This window comes from Aneurinibacillus thermoaerophilus (assembly GCF_019603355.1).
Classification (GTDB): domain Bacteria; phylum Bacillota; class Bacilli; order Aneurinibacillales; family Aneurinibacillaceae; genus Aneurinibacillus; species Aneurinibacillus thermoaerophilus.
This window is the reverse complement of sequence record NZ_CP080764.1, coordinates 1,750,264-1,768,915: the sequence shown is the minus strand read 5'-3', so window position 1 is coordinate 1,768,915 and position 18,652 is coordinate 1,750,264. Positions and strand designations below refer to the sequence as shown.

The window sequence follows — 18,652 nt, the reverse complement described above, 5'->3', positions numbered from 1 at the left end:
ACGATGCTGATTGATGCTCATATCCATCTTGATCAGTATTCAGACACCGAATTAGACAAGTGTATCCCGGAATGGCAAGCCGCGCGTGTCGGTGCGGTGATAGCTGTATCTATGAACCTTGCTTCCGCACATCGGACGTTGGAACTTAAGAAACGGTATCCCGATTTTGTATATGCGGCTATCGGCTATCATCCGGAACAACCTTTCCCCCACCCCGCTGAAATTGAGGAGATCTTTTCACTTATAAAACAGGAGAAAGAGAAACTTTGTGCCATCGGGGAAGTCGGACTTCCTTATTACAGTCCGCATGCTGGAGCATGGGCAGAAGCATATGGGGAATTATTGGGACAGTTCGCCGCGCTGGCAGCAGAGACAGATTTGCCGCTCGTGCTGCATGCTGTCCACGACAAGGCGGAACCCGCGTTAGAGATCATCCTTGCGCAAGGTGTATGCAAAGCGCATTTTCACTGGCTCAAGGCGCCAGACGATGTGATCGATCGCATCATCCGATGCGGATATTATATTTCGCTTACCCCGGAAGTTTGCTACCGGAAGCGAGATCAGCGTCTAGCGCTTCGCGTTCCTCTCTCCGGCCTGCTTTTGGAAACAGACGGTCCCTGGCCACATAGTGGGCCGTTTACGGGAAAAAGAACTACCCCGTTGTTTTTGCGAGACAGTATCGCTACAGTCGCAGCATTGCGTGGCCTCGCTTTCGCGGAGGTCGCCGCGTCCAGCACTCGTGCGACGCAGAAATTATACGGGATTCCAGAAGCTTGTTCTTATATGTAGCAAAGCCCTCAAAATAAGGGCTTTTTTCTTTGAGTATATCTGGAGCGAAGCACGTAAAAAGAAAAAACAAGAGCAGTTTGCTATACTAAAAAAAGGAAATGATATTGAGGTAAAGCGAGGTTCTATACATGTATCCCGAAGCTTTAATTGATTATCTTGTATATTTCCATGCGGATCGCGATTATTTCGAGTGCCATGAGGTACTAGAAGAATATTGGAAGAGTTTGCCGAAAGAAGAACGGAACGAGATGTGGGTCGGCTTAATTCAGATCGCGGTCGGATTATACCATCATCGGCGTGGTAATTTTGCCGGCGCGGAAAAAATGATCGCAGGCGCACTGAAGCGGCTTGATGCAGCCGAATTGGATCAGTATGGTTTTTTCGGTCAGGAATTAATCGATCGTTTAATAGTCAGAAAACAAGAAATTCATGAACGTAAACCTTATACGGATATGAACTTGCCGATCCGTCCTGATAAATTACTTCGGGCATGCGAAATCCGATGCAGCAAGCGAAATGTACGCTGGCTGTCCACAAGCGATTTACAGAACGAATTTTTGCTGCATAAACATACGCTGCGCAACAGAAGCGAAGTCATTAAAGCGCGAGAAGCGGAACTTAAGCGCCGCCGAAATAGATCCACATCGTCTTCCGATACATGCCCATAGAAAACAATGTTTCTTCGATTTATGAAAAAAGATGGATTCCAAAACAAGGCAACTAAGAATAACTTACTAAAATTTTAAATTTTTACATATTATATACTAATCTATTACCTTTCCTTAACATTTCTATTTTTATAATGCATAGAGAATTTCAAACCACATATCCATCAAGGAAAGGGGAACCATTCAGTGGACAAAAACAAATGGTTGCAAGAATTATGTAAATCGAATGAACTGAACGTGCAGAAGATGGGACGGCGCGAATTCTTGCGTGCTACAGGAAAAATCGCTGGCCTAACGCTTGGGCTGACCTTACTTGGCTCTTTGAAAGGAATTCCGGTGGACGCGTCCCCGAAATTCAAATCATATCCATTTACGCTAGGCGTTGCCTCTGGCGATCCGTCGCCTGACGGAGCGGTGCTGTGGACAAGGCTAGCTCCAGATCCACTTAACGGCGGCGGCATGCCGTTTCATAATGTGCCCGTACAGTGGGAAGTGGCATTGGATGAAGGATTCCGTCATGTTGTACAGCGCGGAACGGAATTCGCCCGTGCGGAACTGGCCCATTCCGTCCATGTTGAGGTAAATGGACTGCGCCCGGACACATGGTATTATTACCGATTTAAAGCAGGAGCGGAAATCAGTCCGACCGGCCGTACGAAAACATTGCCTGCGGTGGAAGCACCTCTCGCCCGGCTGACGTTCGCGTTTGCTTCTTGTCAGCAATACGAGCACGGGTATTTCACTGCTTACCGCCGGATGGCCGAAGAAGATTTAGATGTTGTGTTCCATCTCGGAGACTACATCTACGAATACGGAGCCAATGAATATGTGGCAGACGGCGGCAACGTCCGCACCCACCAAGGAAACGAAATTATGACGCTGGAAGATTACCGCAACCGATACGCACAATATAAAACGGATGCGGATCTGCGCGAAGCGCACGCTGCTTTTCCATGGATTGTAACCTGGGATGACCATGAAGTGGAAAATAATTATGCCGGGCCTATTCCAGAAAAAGGACAATCTCCGGAAGCGTTTATGAAAAGAAGGATAGCCGCATACCAAGCATATTACGAACACATGCCACTGCGTCGTTCCTCCTTGCCGCAAGGAGTCGTTATGCAGTTATATCGTCGTTTCGCATACGGAAATTTGGCGGAGTTTCATGTGCTTGATACGCGCCAATACCGGGATGATCAGGCCAATGGAGATGGCTCTAAGCCGCCAAGCCCGGAATCGCTGAATCCGCAACGCACATTGCTCGGGACGGAACAAGAAAAATGGTTGTTGGATGGCCTTACCCGCTCAGGAGCACGTTGGAACGTGCTAGCACAGCAAGTGTTTTTCTGTCAGCGTGATTACACCGAAGGCCCCGGCCAAAAGCTCAGCATGGATGCTTGGGACGGATATCCGGCGAACCGCGATCGTTTGGTGAATTTTATGGCGGAGCATGCCGGAAGGAATTTTGTTGTTCTTACCGGCGATGTACACGCGAACTGGGCTGCGGAGATTAAAAAAGATTTTAATGACTCGAATTCCGCAACGCTTGGTGTAGAAATCGTAGGCACTTCGATCACGTCAGGTGGCGACGGTTCGGATGTGCGCGCCGATACGGAGCGCATTTTGCAGGAAAATCCGCATATTAAGTTTTTTAATAATCATCGTGGCTATGTGCGTTGTACGGTAACGCCGGAAAAATGGCAGACGGACTACCGTGTGCTTCCGTACGTAAGCCGCAAAGGCGCTCCTGTCGTTACGCGTGCGTCTTTTGTAACAGAGAGCGGAAAACCGGGCCTCATACTTGTCGGAGAACAACCGGTCGCGACAACGCACTCGCTTACGCTTGTTTAGCCGATCGGCAATTTTTCGTTTTTCATTATGATAGTTCCTGCTGGCAGGCGTAACCAAAGCCACAGGAAGAAAAAAGGGAAGAAAAAAGGTTGTTGAACATGCATGTCCAACAACCTTTTTTCTTCCCTTGCTATTTTCGATAATTGTGCGCCATCGCGATAAAAGTTTGTTCATCTTCAATCAAGCCGCAGGCGCCGCATTGAATCCGGCGCGTGCTGCCCTGATAAGGCATATGAAACGGATCAAGCTCATTCGCAGCATATTCCTGCACCACTTCTCCGCTCTGCGGATTCATTTTTACATAGCGCGGAATCTGATCCATAATAGCGAATCGAGTTCGGTTTGTTTTACATCTAGGGCATAAATAAGGTGTATTCATCATCCTTCTCCTTTCATTTGTGCATATTAATTAATCGCGCAATTTTTCCTTTAAAAGGCCGAGCACATACGCCAAGCCTTTCGCTCGGCCAATTTCTTTATACACTTCCTCACTTTCAGGCAGGTTACTGGCGTTAAGCGCGGCCTGGATTTGTTCTTGCTGAATATCAGCAATTAGCTTTTCGACATCCTGCCGTCCCATCATTTTTTTCACGCCTTTCTTTTCTTTTTTCTATGTTATGAAAACGCAAGGTTTTTATTCACTTTTTCCCTGAATGTAGAAAAAAGTTCTACTAGAAGAAACCATGCCATATGAATGAAAAGAATCGTTCGATTCTAGCAAATTTATTTTTTAAGGAATGAAAGGAGAAGGAATGAACAAAGTTAGGCAAATGGGATGTTTCTTATTAGGGTTGGTGCTCATTATGTGGTTATATCCCGCTAAGGGTGGCGATACGATGGTGCAAAAAGGTGATGGGACCATCACAGAAACTCTTACATACACCTCTTCTCTCTTACTTCAGGTTTGGGAGCGGGAAAAGGTGCGTCCTGTACTGGCAGCGACGCTTCCCGATGAAAATCGGGACGAGCAGGTTATAGCGGCGGATAAAAAACGCCCAGCTCATTACTTACAGAAGTTTCGTGGGAATATCTCGGCATACACGAATGGCCTAAGAGAAACAGGAAAAACATCGCGTCATCCAGATTACGGGATTACGGCCAGCGGCCACCGAACGAAAGCGGGAGTTACGGTGGCCGCCGGGCGGCATATCCCTTTTGGAACGGTCATTTACATCGAAGGAATCGGGTACCGCACCGTTCATGATCGCGGTGGCGCCATTCATGGAAACAAAATTGACGTATTTATGTCAAACATGAACCAGGTTCGAAAATTCGGACGCCGCCATCTGGACGTATATATTGTAAAATGGGGTGACGGCAAACGAAAGCGACGGTAAATGCAATCATACCTTTTCATGCCATTTCGCCAAAAATAAAAAAGTGGGTTCAGACATGTCCGAACCCAAATGATAGTGACAACATATTCAGCAAAAATACTATCCTAACGTAGGATAGTATTAATGGTACAGAAAAAACTTTTTAAATCAATGATGAATGATTGGTTAAATTGTTAGCATTTTGTTAAAAATTAAAGAGGTTTGTTTTTGGTCAAAATCCTATAAATAAAAAATGCGGGAACCATCAAAGAAATATAGTACCTTCTCTTTCACTGGGCGACCCGTAATTTCTTCTACGGCTCGGGCATAGCTAGCAAGCTGATCGCGGTACCTTGCTTTTAGCAACGCGTCCGGTAAGTCGACCGTATTGTCCGTCTTGTAATCCAGCAATATCCATCCGTCTTCATATTCTACCAGGCAATCGATAACCCCCTGCAGCAATACCGTTTCATCCAGCTGCTCGTCCGTTCCGTTTTCGCCTCGGTTCCATTCCGGATAAACTTCGCTTGCTGGAAGCGAAAGGTTGAACGGGATTTCGCGGAAAATTCGCCCGCCGTTTTCTCGGATTTTCCGGCTGATATCGCTTTGAAAGAACCGCTCAATTTGCACGATGTCAATCGCTTGCGCTTCCAGTGGCGTCAACAGTTCTTGCCGAACCATGCGCGCGATTGCTTCTTCGATTTCTTCCTTTGTAAGCGCGCAGTCAAGCGGCAGTTGCTGCATAACAGTATGCGTTGCAGTTCCTCTCTCGGCCGCGTTCAGTTTCTTTTCCGACAGAAACTGGGGACGCTCTGCCGTTTCGCTCCGGAAAAGCCCTGACATATATGCAGGTCCGCCTACCTCTTCCCTCTGCATCGCAGCCTGACGACGCCGTTTCAGTTCTGATACGGACAGTTTGGACAATAATTCGGTCGCTTTTCGGTACGGGTATTTCCAGGAAAGCTGGCGTTCCACCGTTTCCCGGTAGGGGCTGCTTACAGGAACGGGACGTCCTTCAGCGACCGCGCCCGCTATTTCTTGCTGAATTTGTTCTTCTTCGCCCGACACTTCTATTAGTTCAAAAGCCTGATAACACTTGATTTTCCAGCGTGAAGGATGCTCACGGATAAAATCTGGTGCGCGTTCCGTCCGGTCAATATATGCATACAGCAATTCACCATCCCGATGCCGTATGAGCGCAGGTCCGATCCAATCAAGATATGTACGCCCTTTGACAAGTTCATAATCCGGCAACATCCATGAAGGCAGCGACACGTGCTGTGCCCATTTTCCCACCGCTTTGGCCAGATTATCCACCGTGCCGACAAGGAGCAATTTTTCGCGCGCACGGGTAAGCGCCACGTACAACACCCGCATCTCTTCAGCCAGCAGTTCTAGGCGCATGCGCCGTTTCATGGAAATAAGCGGGAGCGTTGGAAAGCTGATACGTTGTACAGGATCAACATATTTTGGTCCAAATCCCAATTCTTTGTGCAATAAAAAATTTCGTCGCAAGTCTTGGAGATTGTGCTGCTTGGACAAGCCAGCGACAAATACGATCGGAAACTCCAGCCCTTTGCTTTTATGGATCGTCATAATACGCACCACATCTTCTTGTTCACCGAGCGCACGCGCCGTTCCCATATCTCCGCCCTGCTCCTGCATTTTCTCAATAAACCGGAGGAAGCGAAACAAGCCGCGGAACGAGGTTGCTTCGTACTGGCAAGCCCGATCGTACAGGACGCGCAGGTTTGCCTGACGCTGCTTGCCACCCGGCAAACCGCCGACGAAGTCATAATAGCCGGTTTCACGGTAGATTTGCCAGATAAGCGAAGATAAAGCGCCCTGCCGGGCTTCCGTTCTCCAATTCTGTAGACGAGTTAGAAATTCGTTCAGTTTCCGCCAGAGCGGCGGCTGATCGTCCGCATGCTGTTCGAGATAGGCAAGCAGTGCTTCGTAATAGCTGTTCTCTTTTTGTGCCAAGCGAATCTGCGCCAATTCTTCCGCGTTAAGCCCAACAAGCGGCGAACGCAGCACAGCGGCGAGCGGAATATCTTGAAACGGGTTATCAATGACATGCAAAAGCGATGTCATAACTTCAATTTCCGTAGCGGCGAAGTACCCTCCGGAAAGTTCGGCGTAAGCGGGAATTCCTTGCCACTTGAACTCTTCTGCCATGACCGATGCCAGGCTGCTTGCCGAACGCAACAAAATAACGATATCACGGTATTGTGCCGGACGCATTGTTTTACTCATTTTATCGTATACAAGGTATGGGTTTTCGCCAGTCGCACCCACCAGCTTTTTAATTTTGTTCGCGATAAGACGAGCTTCTAGCTGGGCCGTTTCCAGTTCGGACGGATCGGACGCTTGTCCGGTGTTTGCCTCTCCCCCTTCTTCCATATTTTCTTGAAGGGGTACAGATTCTTCGTCTTTACTTTTCGTTTTGTTTCGATCGATCAGCATCACTTCAATGCAGGAATCGGTTTCTTCCGTTTCCGGATAGTCTTTGGCACCGAATACGAGCCGGGCGGCTTCATCGTATTCCACTTCCCCGATCGTTTCGCTCATGATCTGCTGAAATACAAAGTTTGTACCATCAATGACCTCACGACGACTTCGGAAGTTCATCGCAAGATCAATTCGTTTTCCGCCTCCTCGTCCGTCCGGCATGAACCGTTTATATTTGTCAAGAAACAACCCCGGTTCAGCGAGACGGAAACGGTAAATGCTTTGCTTCACATCACCCACCATAAACAGGTTGCCTTCCGCTTCGCTGTCTTTCGTCACAAGACTGATGATCATCTCCTGCACTGCGTTGGTGTCTTGGTATTCGTCTACGAGCACTTCGCCAAACTGCGCTCGGTACTCCAGCGCGGCCGCTGAGGGAATGAGGTTGTCCGGCGTCGCCGTTTCATCGCGCAAGATTTGTAAGCAATAGTGTTCTAAATCAGAAAAGTCGACCAATCCTTTTTCCTGCTTTAACGCGCTGTATCTTTCCCCGAACTTTCGCACAAGGTCAATAAGCTTATCAATGAGTGGCCCCATTTCCTGAACGGTTTCAAAATGTAGCCGCGGCGATACAGCAAACAACTCATCTTTCAGTTCTTCCACTATTTTTTTTACGCGGTCGCGCAAATGTTTCACCTGTTCCACCAGCGTTTTATTGTAATCCGCGCCGCGACAACTGTTAAGGCGGCTAAAAGCAGCTCCTTGAAACGCTTCGTACAGCTCTTCCCACGTTCCGTAGCTCGTATGGATAAGTCGTTCGATTAGGGTGGCGTCCTGGTCGAGGGTGCCTAGATATGGCGCAGGCCCGCCATCCATCCTGGCGATATCCGCAGCCTGACGCAGCAGTTCCATGGCTCCGTTCAACTCAAGCCATACGCTTTGGCGTAGAGAATCGAACCAAGGAAGGGCACAAAATTCTTCGAATTTGGTAATCTTATACATACGCGCCATTTCTTCGAGCCAGTGTTCCGGCCATGGATGACTGCGAGAAAATTCGTATACGTTTTGTACCAGCTCTTGTAATTCCATGTCACTGCGGTCGCTTGTATAGCTATCTACCAGCCGGAAAAATAGCGAATTTTCTTCTTCTTCCCCGTATTCTTCTTCAAACAGCTGATCAATGGCTTCCTGACGCAGCAGTTTCGCTTCCGTATCGTCTGCGATGCGGAAAGAAGGATCGATATCGATGAGATAATAATACCGCTGTAGCACTTCCATGCAAAAAGAGTGCAGAGTGGTAATCGAAGCCCGGTTCAACAGCGTAAGCTGGCGCCGCAAATACGGGGAAGGATTTCGGGCAACTGCCTTTTCTAATGCTTCCCCGATGCGATGGCGCATTTCCGCAGCGGCAGCGTTCGTAAATGTGACAACGAGCAAATTATCGACGCCGATCGGATCTTGCTCATCGGAAATACGGCGGATGATGCGTTCGACAAGCACCGCTGTTTTTCCTGAGCCTGCAGCGGCGGCGACCAGCACGTTCGAGCCGCGTGCCGCTATCGCTTCCCATTGCTGATCGGTCCATATGCTGTCGGCCGGTTTTTGCAGGGTTGTCATTCGTATTTCTCCTCTCCTCTTGCAGCGATATCTTGCCAGATTTTTTCCTTGTCCTCGTCGCGCAGCACGCGAAATTCACCAGGCTTAATGAACGGATCGAACTGGCACACCGCTTTATAAGCACAATATGTGCAGGCGGTTCGTGCCTTGTGGCGGTACGGGTCAATCGCCACATCCCCATCGGTGATGCGCTGGCCAATTTCTTTAATCAAGCTACGCGTATAGCGGCGCAGTTGATCCAGGCGCTCAACTGAAATGACTTTGGAGCGGCTTGCGAATTCTCCGTTTTTTTTGATGGCTACCGGAATGATATCCGAACTTCCGCTCACGTCCAGCTCACTGTCCATTAAACGTACAATTTCATCATCTTCCACCACAAGCCCTTTCATTTTAAAACGTTTTTGTATTTCGTTTTTCAACTTTTCGTCCGGCAGTGGTCCAGATCCATTCAGCAGCGGGTTGTGTATGTGAAAATATAAAATTCCGGCCGGTTTCGCCGCCTGTCCAAACAGAGCTTCCGCCTGGGAGATTACCACATCAAGGTATGTCAACATTTGCAGCGAAAGACCGAAGTATACGTCTTCAATCGCTAGGTCAGTAGCGCTTGATTTGTAGTCGATGATGCGCAGGAGCAATCCTTGCGAACTTTCTGCGCCATCCACCCGGTCAATTCGCCCGATAAGCTCCATTACACACCCGTTTGGAAGGGTAAAAGTGAGCGGCGGCAGTTCGGCGCCTGGGCCGAATGCAAGCTCGAGCGCGCGGGGGGTGAATTTGCTGCGGCGCGCTTGTTCACCTAATACAACGGCAGCCCGCCCGACCACATTTTTTAATTTGTAAGTCAAATAATGGTTTCGTTTTGAACTTAACAAAATCTCTTTTTGCAATAACGGTTTTAACGTTTCTACTTGCTCGGCTGCCAATCTATGCATCCTGTCAGCTTCGAGCGAACCCCATTCCAATCCGTGGGCTTTGATGTGTTCACCGACCATTTTCAACGCAGTATGAAATAGCTGGCCGATATCCGGCGCTTCCAGCCGGTACAGTTCACGCTCCCTTAATTTTAGGCCATGCGAAGCAAAATGCGAAAAGGGACACGCCTGGAATCTTTCCATACGTGAGACGCTTGCTCGGATTTTCGTGCCATACAGTTGGCGGCTTGTTTGTTCTTGGAGGTGCTCTTCCTGGTTATAATAGAAAAGTCCGCGTGTGACCTGCTTTTGCCGTTCCGGATATTCACGCTGCAGCCAGTTATACGCATCCCACCAGAGCGGAGCAATGTAATACCCTCTTTGCCATTGCTGTAGCTGCGCGCTTACATATGACAACGCGCGCGCCGGGTTCGCCACAAACGCAAGCTGGGCGGCTTCGTCGGCAATTTCGCTCACCTCCGTTGTAATGAATTCCTCGCGTACTTTCGGGAACATATCTTTGATCCGTTTTATCAAACCGGATGGAAGCAATCCTTTCCCTTCTTCGTCGGCGAGCGCGTAACTTAGAAACAGCTTGTGCGAAGCCGAAGTAAGCGCTCGGTATAGCATGAATTCTTCTTCCATCAGTTTGCGGCGGCTGCTAGACGAGAGCGACATGCCAGTTTGAAGTAGCAGTTCTCTTTCGTGTTCCGATAGCATACCGTTTTCGCTTGGTCGCGCTGGGATGATGCCATCATTAATGCCGAGAATAAACACGCACGGCACATTGGCAAAACGCGTACGATCCAGGCTTCCGACAAGCATTTGATCAAGCGCCGGTGGTACGAGCGCGAATGTCAGGCTTTCCATGCCAGCTTCAATGACGGATGCAAAGGTATCGAGTTCCATTTTTTCTTCGCCCATTACCTCAACGATCTGATCCATCATGGCGATCAGCGCCTGCCATACCTGACCATGTTCGCGCGCCTGCTCCGGTCGCCCTGCGTCTTTTGCCTGTTCACTCCATGCTTCCAAGCGCTTCGGGATATTAAGGCTGATGAGAAATTCATACAGTGCCTGGCACATGTTCCGTGCCGTTTTTGCCTTTTTTAGCGATTCTTCGAGATTTTGCAACGGCCTTGCAACGCGGGCACGCAGCTCATTCAGTTTCACCTCTATTCTTTCTTCCCCTTCCGAACGCTGTATGGCGGCCGCTGTTTGTACCGCATTTTCATCAAGCCCGCGATATGCGCGGTATATCCAACGTTTGCCGTCTGTCCAACGGTATCCTTCTATGCCATATGCCAGCACATAGTTTTCCAATCGGTCGACGCTGTGACGCATGTCTTCCATTGTTTCCCCTTCCACTGGAGAAAGCAGCAGCTCGGTCTTAATACAACGGAAAACCGATTCATAACGCCAGTTATAGCGGATGACTTCCAGCGCGGAGCGGATCAGTTCTGTAAGCGGATGATGAATCATTGGGCGCTTTTCGTCTAGGAAGAACGGAATCTGGTAATCTTGAAAAACCGTCATAAATAAATGTTCATAGTCTTTTATATCGCGCACAAGTACAGCAATATCGCGCCACCGATACCCCTGATCGCGCACAAGCGCAAGCGCGCGCTGGGCGACTCCTTCCACTTCAGCGCGCCGGTGCGCGGCGGCAACCAAGCGAATGGTATCTGTTTCATACGGATAGGGTGCGGCGGGTCTTCTATCATACCATTTTTCCAAGTGCGTAAGAGCCGGGTCGTGCGCGAAGCGCGGAAGCAGGCCGGCTTGTGGAAGCAGCACAGGCACTTCCACGTGAATGGCGCTATTTTTAGCTAATGTAAGTAAATTCCGATATGTAACAGCAGTAGAGTAAAATAAATGCAGTTCATCCGGTTCCGTTTCTCCATCATACGGCTTATCTAGGGTAAGTGTGATGGTAAGATGATCCGCATACAGCAACAACGCACGAAGTACGGCCATCTCCTGAGGGGTGAAGCTGTCAAAGCCGTCTGCCCAGATTTCTGCACCCTGTATGTAACGGGAATGTTCCAGTCGCTCCGCCAGCAGCGGCAGATAATGCTCAGAATCAAGATAGCGATCCGCCAGATATTGCTCCAGCTCCCCGTAAATGATGTGCATGTCGTGCAGCTTGTCTGCGAGAAATCCGGGCTCCTCCACACTGTGCCGGATAAGTGCTTCTTTGTGGTGCAGCAAATCTTCCGCGGTCATGCCATTGCGGGTAAGCTCACAATACATTTCTTCCAACTGGTCGGTAAAACCAAGCCGATTGGCTGCGCGTCCGAATACGCGGAGCTCGTTACCGCGTTTGTCAAGGATACGGCGCAACGCCATTTTAATCCCGATACTGTCGATGTGAATTCGGGATAATCCTCCTGTTTCCTGTAGCACCTTCCATGCCAGACGGCGAAAACTGAAAACCTGAGCCCGCATCGTGCCCTTTACTCCGGATTTTGCCGTCAATTCGTATTCCGCCTGAAAACTCATCTGTTGCGGAACAAGGTAAATCAGAGGCTCGCCTATCGGTTTCTGTTCCAAGCGCCGACGGATTTCTTCCAGACAGAACGCGCTTTTTCCGCTTCCAGCGCGGCCAAGTACGAATCTTAGAGCCATAATGTTTTCACACCTTTGTTTATATATATTACGTCATATTTTTTGATCAATTTCCGCTAGCACTTTTCCAATTTTCTGCTCATAAATCACATTGAGTTCAGTTATTTATTGGACTGAATATACAGTTATCTATGAGCTTTCCTTTGTACATTTATATCTCAGTATAAAAAGCCTTTCTCTTACGAGCGAGAAGGCTTTTTGTCCGGCACGTCTGCATTACTTCTACGACAAACTTAAAGGATGTTTTGCATGTCAAGCACCTCATTTTGTTTGGTACTATCATTATATATAAATAAGACTTGATAGATAAACAGTCTTTTATAAAGGGAGCTATATTCTTCTACAAGTTGGGGTGCATTCCTTTTTTGTGACTAAAAGAGCCTTGGGGCTTCAAGAGCGAAAATTATGCAAAACGCTCATTATAAAAAATAACATGGTGAATTTTAGTCATCCTACGATTTCCCTAAAAACAAAACGAATATAAAAGTTGTATAACAAAAATTGACTAATATAATCTGTTATAATACAATATAAACAAGATAACTCAAAATAGAAAAACAAGTATTATATTGTGAGGAGGAACATTGATGAACGACATAATTGAGAAATTGCGCGAAACTCCGACAACCTGTGTATCTGATGCAATGCAAGGGCTTAATAACTTGCATCCAGACATTAAACCTTTAAAAGAAGAGTATAAAATCGTCGGAAGAGCTTTTACTGTAAAAACAGCAGCCGGAGATAACTTTTACGTACTAAAAGCAATTAGAGAAGCAAAACCCGGGGACATTTTGGTTATTGATGCCAAAGGAGATACATACCGTGCGATCGCCGGTGATTTTGTAGTAGGAATGGCACAAACACTAGGCATTCAAGGAATCGTTGTCGATGGGGTCATTCGGGATGTTATGGGAATCAAAAACTTGAATTTTCCTGTTTTCTGTAAAGGAACAACAGTGGCAGCAAGCAATAAGGTTGGTATCGGCGAAACAAATGTCCCTATTTCTTGCGGAGGAGTAACAGTTCATCCTAATGATATCATTATTGGAGATGTAGATGGTGTAGTGGTCATCCCACAGACAATTGAGCAAGATGTGCTAAATAAAGCAGTTAAAAAAATGAAAAAAGATCAGGAAAGGGAAGAAAGCGTTTTGAAAAGTCGAGAGTCAGTTATACAATATTTAGACAACATACTCTCTAAATAAATCAAAAAACGCTACCCTCCCAGCTAACCATCGTAAAACCGTCCGCCACCCAGTTTGTGTTGAAATACTTCTTTTGCTTATTTTGCTTATATGGATAGCGAACATTCATGTGCCCTTTCGGGGATATCTAACCTATCAATACGTTCAAACAACCAACGTACATTCGGATCTTTAATCTCATATTCCTTCGATTCCGGGAATAACCTGTACGATCCATCGCTTCATGTCCAGAAAAACGATTGGCACAGTCAGTCCTGATTGCCAGTTGTGCTTTGGATAAATAAAACAGTTTAAAAACGCTGCAATCGTTCTCTCGTTTCTTCAATGTTACGCATTTTATTGTCCCAGCACTTCTGACTTAAGTCGACCGGATATTCTTCCGGATTTAACGTTCGTTTATATTCTTCCCAGAAATAAGCCAAATTTTGGTTTGCAAACACCTTGATTTCGTCAAGCGAAGGCGGCGAATAGATAAGCTTTCCATCCTTGAAAATCTCTTTGTGTAAATCGCGCGCTTCAAAATCTGTAACGAATTTGCTAATGAATGTATGAACCGGATGAAACAATTTCAGTTTTTCCTCTTCCTGTGGCCTTTCATCTTCGAGCGCAATGTAATCGCCTTCCGCGTGCTGGTTGATAGTATTGATAATCCGGTACACTCTTTTCGTTCCAGGAGTAGTGACTTTTTCCGGATTGGCAGAAATTTTAATCGTATCCACCATATTTCCGTTCTCGTCTTCGATGGCGACCAGCTTATAAACGGCACCCAACGCTGGCTGGTCATACGCGGTAATTAGCTTGGTTCCGATCCCCCATATATCAATTTTTGCTCCCTGAGCTTTCAGGTTCATAATCGTGTATTCGTCCAAATCATTGGAAGCGATAATCTTTGTGTCTGTAAATCCGGCTTCATCCAGCATTTTCCGCGCCTCTTTGGATAAATAGGCAAGGTCTCCGCTATCGAGGCGGATGCCGGCGAAATGAATGTTATTGCCTAATTCCTTAGCTACGCGGATAGCGTTCGGTACGCCCGAACGCAACGTATCATATGTATCTACCAAAAATACACAATGTTTATGACGACGAGCGTACGTTTTAAACGCCGTATACTCGTCCTTGTACGCTTGTACCATTGCATGGGCATGCGTGCCCGCGACCGGAATGCCAAAACGTTTTCCCGCCCGTACGTTGCTCGTAGCGTCGAAGCCGCCGATGTAGGCGGCGCGCGTTCCCCAGATGGCCGCGTCAAACTCATGAGCCCTTCGTGTACCAAACTCCATAACTGTGGCATTTCCTACTACATGTTTAATACGTGCCGCTTTGGTAGCGACAAGCGTCTGGTAATTGACAATATTCAACAACGCTGTTTCAATCAACTGCGCTTCGATAAGCGGCGCTTCCACCGTAAGAATTGGTTCGTTACCGAACACGATTTGCCCTTCCTCCATGGCACGGATCGTACCGGTAAAACGCATCGTTCTTAAATAATCCAGAAAATCGTCTGCGTATCCCAACTCTTCCTTTAAATATTGAAGATCGCTGTCCGTGAAGCGGAACGATTGAATATACTCAATAATCCGTTCAAGCCCAGCAAAAACGCCGAATCCATTTCCAAACGGAAGCTTGCGGAAATAAAGGTCAAACACTGCTTTCCGCTGATGTATGTTATCTTCCCAATACGTTTCTGCCATATTGATTTGATATAGATCCGTATGCAGTGCAAAGCCGTCGTCTGGATACATGTTACACATGTTGTCTCTCTCCTTTTCGATACCCAGTTTATAAAATTTGCGCACCAAGACAATTTTTCATACATATATTCCTTCCTTTATTCATTTGCAATTATATAATTACCCGTTTATCCTTTCAAAAAATCATCATTTGGCATTGTTCTCACACTACTTTACATAATATTTTTATAGTTACTTAATAATTTGTAATTTGGATATTGCCAATTCTATTATATGTAAAAAAAGAAGTGTCCCCTCATTTGTTATACAAAAATTGTTACTTCAAAGTCGAGAGAGCATAAGCCATATTTTGCCCTAGCAAGCCAAGCGCGAGCACTTCAAATTCAGAAAACGGTACAATCTGCAAAATTTGTCTATGATAAACTGACCGAACGTATAAGTTTGTTTTGATGGTTATGTTGGTTTTCCCAATGGTATGATAAAATGTATTTCCTAGCAAAGTGGAAAGGTGTGACACAATGGATCTAGGACTAAAAGATAAAGTGGTGCTTATAACGGGCGGTTCCAAAGGAATCGGGCGCGCGATTGCTCGCGCTTTTTACGAGGAAGAAGCAAAAGTGGCGATTGCTGCACGCGGCGAAACAGAGTTGCAGGAAGCAGCCGCAGAAATGGATGGTATTCTCGCGCTTCCTGCTGATTTGACAGACAGGGAGGCCCGCAAAAGTATCATAAACCAGGTTGTAAACAATTGGGGAACCGTTGACGTCTTGGTTAACAATGTAGGCGGAAGCAACGGTGGCACCGTTCTTGACACGGATCTCGAACTATTTCAGGCGGCCATGGACATTAACTTCTATCCAGCCGTCGATTTAAGCAAGGCAGTCATTCCATTGATGAAAGAAAAAGGAGCAGGAAGCATTATTAATATCAGTTCGATTTACGGCCGTGAATCGGGCGGCAAACCGACGTACAATGCGGCGAAAGCGGCGCTTATTAGCTTTACGAAAGCGCTGGCAAACGAAGTCATTCCGTACGGCATCCGCGTCAATGGCATCGCGCCAGGCTCAATTTTGCACCCGACCGGAAACTGGCAGAAGCGTCTTCAGGAAAACCCGGAGAAAATTAAGCAATTTGTAAAAAACGAGATTCCGGCTGGCCGCTTCGGCACGGTAGAAGAAGTTGCAAATGTCGCCGTCTTTCTCGCTTCTGAGAAAGCGTCCTGGGTGGTCGGCGCAACGCTGAATGTGGACGGTGGGCAGTCGCGCAGCAACTTTTAAATTTGTCCTCTCCTTTATTCTTCTATCAATTGTTTCACAGGCTTTTGGAAAATTCGTATGCATACACGAAAAACTCCCTCTACTGCCATTGAGTAGAGGGAGTTTTTCTTCAATCTGAAACAGGCGCTTTGTGCGCCTGCTTTTCTATGCAGAATTACTTTAAAATACGAATCATGTCGCCTTCTTTCAACGAATATGTTCCTTGTGGGTGAACGACCTCACCGTTGCCCTGATAAATTCCCTGCAGCCATCCGTGTTCGGGGTGAAGAATTTTAATCGCTTTTCCTACTACCAGGGAAATGACTTCCTTGTTTCCAAGAGCCAATTTACCGCTGCCATCAACGATTTGATAAGTGCCTTGTATGCTATCCATATCCATACCCCTTTCCGTACAAGTGTTTCGTTAACTACAAAGTATATTGAAAATACGGTGCTGAATGATGCGCTGCAAACAGTCAGGTTTTTCTATGCAATCCCATGCTTGAAAAATATATTTTCTTAACATTTAAATTATATCGCATTACCCACAAAAAGACAAACACTCCCATCCTTTCAATTGGCTAGATCTTTATCCAACCGCTCTGTTCGGCTTCCTTTTGATACATGGTGAAATTTTCGCTGCGTGTAAACAAGACGCAGCGAAAGACCAATCGCTCCAAACAAAAGACCGGTAATCAATCCGATCCAATAGCCAAATGCGCCAAGGGACGTATAATTAGCAAGCATGTAGCCGACTGGAAGGCCGATGAGCCAATAGGAAACGAACGCGATGAGGAATACAATATTAACATCTTTATATCCACGTAGCACGCCCTGGATCGGAGCGGCGACGGCATCAGATAACTGGAAGAAAAGCGCGTATATTAGAAATTGCATGGTTAATTCAAGCACTTCAGCATCGGTTGTATACAGTCCAGCGACTTGTTCGTTAAAGAAAAACAGCAGACAAGCGCAAACAAGCGCCATCGTCACGGCCATACCTATCCCAAGATAGCTATACTGTACCGCGTCTTTAAAGCGCCGTGCCCCTACTTCGAACCCAACCGCGATCGTTAGGGCCATCGCAATGCTCATTGGCACCATATACAGACACGACGCGAAATTCATGGCCGCTTGATGCGCTGCGATCGTCACCGTACTGAACTCGCTCATCAAAAGCGTAACGGCCGCAAAAATACTTGTTTCAAAAAAAATCGAAAAGCCAATCGGGATTCCGATCTTGAGTTGCTCTTTCCACGCAGAGAACGCCACGCGGTAAAAGCAGCGAAAGATACGGTAGCTAGCAAACGGGGACATCCGGTGAATAACATATATACTTAAAAACGCGATGCACCAATACGTAATCGCGGATGCATATCCTGCTCCTACCCCGCCGAGACGCGGAAACCCAAACTTTCCGTAAATGAACACATAGTTGAGCGCCACGTTTATGGGCAGCGAAATTAACATGATGAGCATCGTTACACGCGTATAGCCAAGGGCATCAATAAAACAGCGAAACACCATAGATATGAACAGCGGCGCGATGCCAAAGCCAATAGCTATCAGATAATGATAAGCGATATCGCGCACGGTGGGCTCCAGTTCCATCATGTCAAGGATGGGCCTGAGCGTAAACGAACCGGCAATGAAAACAACAATAGACAACGCGAGTGCCAAGTAAGCCCCCTGTATGACTGTGAACGGCATGCGCTCTGTACTTCTGGCCCCGGCTAATTGAGCGATAATCGGTGTTATGGCCAGCATAATTCCGCTTAAGCCTGTATAGACCGGCATCCAGATACTGGAACCAATTGCAACGCCCGCCAGATCATTTGGGCTGGCGTGGCCAGACATGACTGTGTCAAAAAAATTCATCGCATATAGTGATAATTGTGTAATTAAAATTGGAAGCAGAATCACCAGAAGCTGCCGCGTTTTTTCCCTTACAGAATATGTTTCTCTCATCTTTTTTTCTCCTATGTTTATTTTTTGGAATGTCGCAAAATAAACAATGATACAATATCACACAATAACAAATACTGTAAATCAAAACCTTTTACGCACGAAAAAAGAGCATAAAACGAAATATGCCCTTTCCTTACTTTTTTACTTATGTACTTTCCCATTCCTTTTTAGATCAAGCGATTTCATTATAACCATTACAATGCATTTAATCAATACTTTCTATATATACTATTTATTTTATTTTTTAGAAATATTTACATAGGAATAATAGGCTTTCTATTTATCAAGGGATCATTTCTAA

At 46.7% G+C, this 18,652-nt stretch carries 12 protein-coding genes and 1 pseudogene; 6 read left to right on the top strand and 7 right to left on the bottom strand.

The features are described from left to right. Positions 1 to 3: 3 nt before the first annotated feature. From K3F53_RS09205 to K3F53_RS09195, 3 genes and pseudogenes are all read left to right on the top strand, one after another. Positions 4 to 789 carry a TatD family hydrolase gene (locus K3F53_RS09205; protein ID WP_246615700.1) on the top strand — a complete coding sequence of 262 codons (786 nt, stop codon included), beginning with the start codon at positions 4 to 6 and terminating at the stop codon, positions 787 to 789. 128 nt (positions 790 to 917) lie between these two features. Continuing rightward, positions 918 to 1,457, top strand: coding sequence for a DUF309 domain-containing protein (locus tag K3F53_RS09200; RefSeq protein WP_057898859.1), 540 nt, complete (start codon positions 918 to 920; stop codon positions 1,455 to 1,457). Positions 1,458 to 1,703: 246 nt separating this feature from the next. Continuing rightward, positions 1,704 to 3,254, top strand: a pseudogene (locus K3F53_RS09195) (alkaline phosphatase D family protein); the annotation flags it as partial. A 184-nt stretch (positions 3,255 to 3,438) separates the two neighbouring features. On the opposite strand, the gene K3F53_RS09190 reads toward K3F53_RS09195, so the two are convergent. Together K3F53_RS09190 and K3F53_RS09185 are read right to left on the bottom strand one after the other, a co-directional pair. Continuing rightward, positions 3,439 to 3,687: a hypothetical protein gene (locus tag K3F53_RS09190; protein ID WP_057898861.1), complete on the bottom strand. Its 249-nt coding sequence runs from the start codon at positions 3,685 to 3,687 to the stop codon at positions 3,439 to 3,441. A 30-nt stretch (positions 3,688 to 3,717) separates the two neighbouring features. Then, the gene (locus K3F53_RS09185; protein WP_156424040.1) at positions 3,718 to 3,891 is read right to left on the bottom strand and encodes a hypothetical protein; all 174 of its coding nucleotides are present in this window, start codon (positions 3,889 to 3,891) and stop codon (positions 3,718 to 3,720) included. Positions 3,892 to 4,060: 169 nt separating this feature from the next. On the opposite strand from K3F53_RS09185, the gene K3F53_RS09180 reads away from it, so the two are divergent. Continuing rightward, a complete protein-coding gene (locus K3F53_RS09180; RefSeq protein ID WP_057898862.1) occupies positions 4,061 to 4,645 on the top strand; it encodes a 3D domain-containing protein in 585 nt (194 codons plus the stop codon). A gap of 219 nt (positions 4,646 to 4,864) precedes the next feature. Here K3F53_RS09180 and addA read toward each other — a convergent pair whose 3' ends face one another. Next, positions 4,865 to 8,692: a helicase-exonuclease AddAB subunit AddA gene (gene addA / locus K3F53_RS09175; protein ID WP_220560576.1), complete on the bottom strand. Its 3,828-nt coding sequence runs from the start codon at positions 8,690 to 8,692 to the stop codon at positions 4,865 to 4,867. Then, entirely contained in the window at positions 8,689 to 12,231 is a 3,543-nt protein-coding gene (gene addB / locus K3F53_RS09170; protein ID WP_057898864.1) for a helicase-exonuclease AddAB subunit AddB, read from the bottom strand. Before addB ends, addA begins: the two co-directional genes overlap by 4 nt. Before the next feature lie 587 nt (positions 12,232 to 12,818). Between addB and K3F53_RS09165 the strand changes: the two genes are divergently transcribed. Further along, positions 12,819 to 13,436, top strand: a complete 618-nt coding sequence (locus tag K3F53_RS09165; protein ID WP_057898865.1) for an RraA family protein — start codon at positions 12,819 to 12,821, stop codon at positions 13,434 to 13,436. 290 nt (positions 13,437 to 13,726) lie between these two features. Here the strand turns inward: K3F53_RS09165 and K3F53_RS09160 are convergent, their stop codons facing one another. After that, a complete protein-coding gene (locus tag K3F53_RS09160) occupies positions 13,727 to 15,187 on the bottom strand; it encodes a nicotinate phosphoribosyltransferase (RefSeq protein WP_062731152.1) in 1,461 nt (486 codons plus the stop codon). 458 nt (positions 15,188 to 15,645) lie between these two features. Between K3F53_RS09160 and K3F53_RS09155 the strand changes: the two genes are divergently transcribed. After that, a complete protein-coding gene (locus K3F53_RS09155) occupies positions 15,646 to 16,404 on the top strand; it encodes an SDR family NAD(P)-dependent oxidoreductase (protein ID WP_062731153.1) in 759 nt (252 codons plus the stop codon). A gap of 154 nt (positions 16,405 to 16,558) precedes the next feature. Here the strand turns inward: K3F53_RS09155 and K3F53_RS09150 are convergent, their stop codons facing one another. Continuing rightward, positions 16,559 to 16,777: a hypothetical protein gene (locus K3F53_RS09150; protein ID WP_057898866.1), complete on the bottom strand. Its 219-nt coding sequence runs from the start codon at positions 16,775 to 16,777 to the stop codon at positions 16,559 to 16,561. A gap of 179 nt (positions 16,778 to 16,956) precedes the next feature. After that, positions 16,957 to 18,351 (bottom strand): MATE family efflux transporter, encoded by a 1,395-nt coding sequence (locus tag K3F53_RS09145; RefSeq protein WP_220560567.1) that lies wholly within the window; start codon positions 18,349 to 18,351, stop codon positions 16,957 to 16,959. Positions 18,352 to 18,652 lie beyond the last annotated feature (301 nt).

Excerpts from the sequence above, each read along its gene's own strand:
- K3F53_RS09205 (WP_246615700.1), top strand. The coding sequence starts at position 4 with ATGCTGATTGATGCTCATATCCATCTTGATCAGTATTCAGACACCGAA.
- K3F53_RS09200 (WP_057898859.1), top strand. The coding sequence starts at position 918 with ATGTATCCCGAAGCTTTAATTGATTATCTTGTATATTTCCATGCGGAT.
- K3F53_RS09190 (WP_057898861.1), bottom strand. The coding sequence starts at position 3,687 with ATGAATACACCTTATTTATGCCCTAGATGTAAAACAAACCGAACTCGA.
- K3F53_RS09185 (WP_156424040.1), bottom strand. The coding sequence starts at position 3,891 with ATGATGGGACGGCAGGATGTCGAAAAGCTAATTGCTGATATTCAGCAA.
- K3F53_RS09180 (WP_057898862.1), top strand. The coding sequence starts at position 4,061 with ATGAACAAAGTTAGGCAAATGGGATGTTTCTTATTAGGGTTGGTGCTC.
- addA (WP_220560576.1), bottom strand. The coding sequence starts at position 8,692 with ATGACAACCCTGCAAAAACCGGCCGACAGCATATGGACCGATCAGCAA.
- addB (WP_057898864.1), bottom strand. The coding sequence starts at position 12,231 with ATGGCTCTAAGATTCGTACTTGGCCGCGCTGGAAGCGGAAAAAGCGCG.
- K3F53_RS09165 (WP_057898865.1), top strand. The coding sequence starts at position 12,819 with ATGAACGACATAATTGAGAAATTGCGCGAAACTCCGACAACCTGTGTA.
- K3F53_RS09160 (WP_062731152.1), bottom strand. The coding sequence starts at position 15,187 with ATGTGTAACATGTATCCAGACGACGGCTTTGCACTGCATACGGATCTA.
- K3F53_RS09155 (WP_062731153.1), top strand. The coding sequence starts at position 15,646 with ATGGATCTAGGACTAAAAGATAAAGTGGTGCTTATAACGGGCGGTTCC.
- K3F53_RS09150 (WP_057898866.1), bottom strand. The coding sequence starts at position 16,777 with ATGGATAGCATACAAGGCACTTATCAAATCGTTGATGGCAGCGGTAAA.
- K3F53_RS09145 (WP_220560567.1), bottom strand. The coding sequence starts at position 18,351 with ATGAGAGAAACATATTCTGTAAGGGAAAAAACGCGGCAGCTTCTGGTG.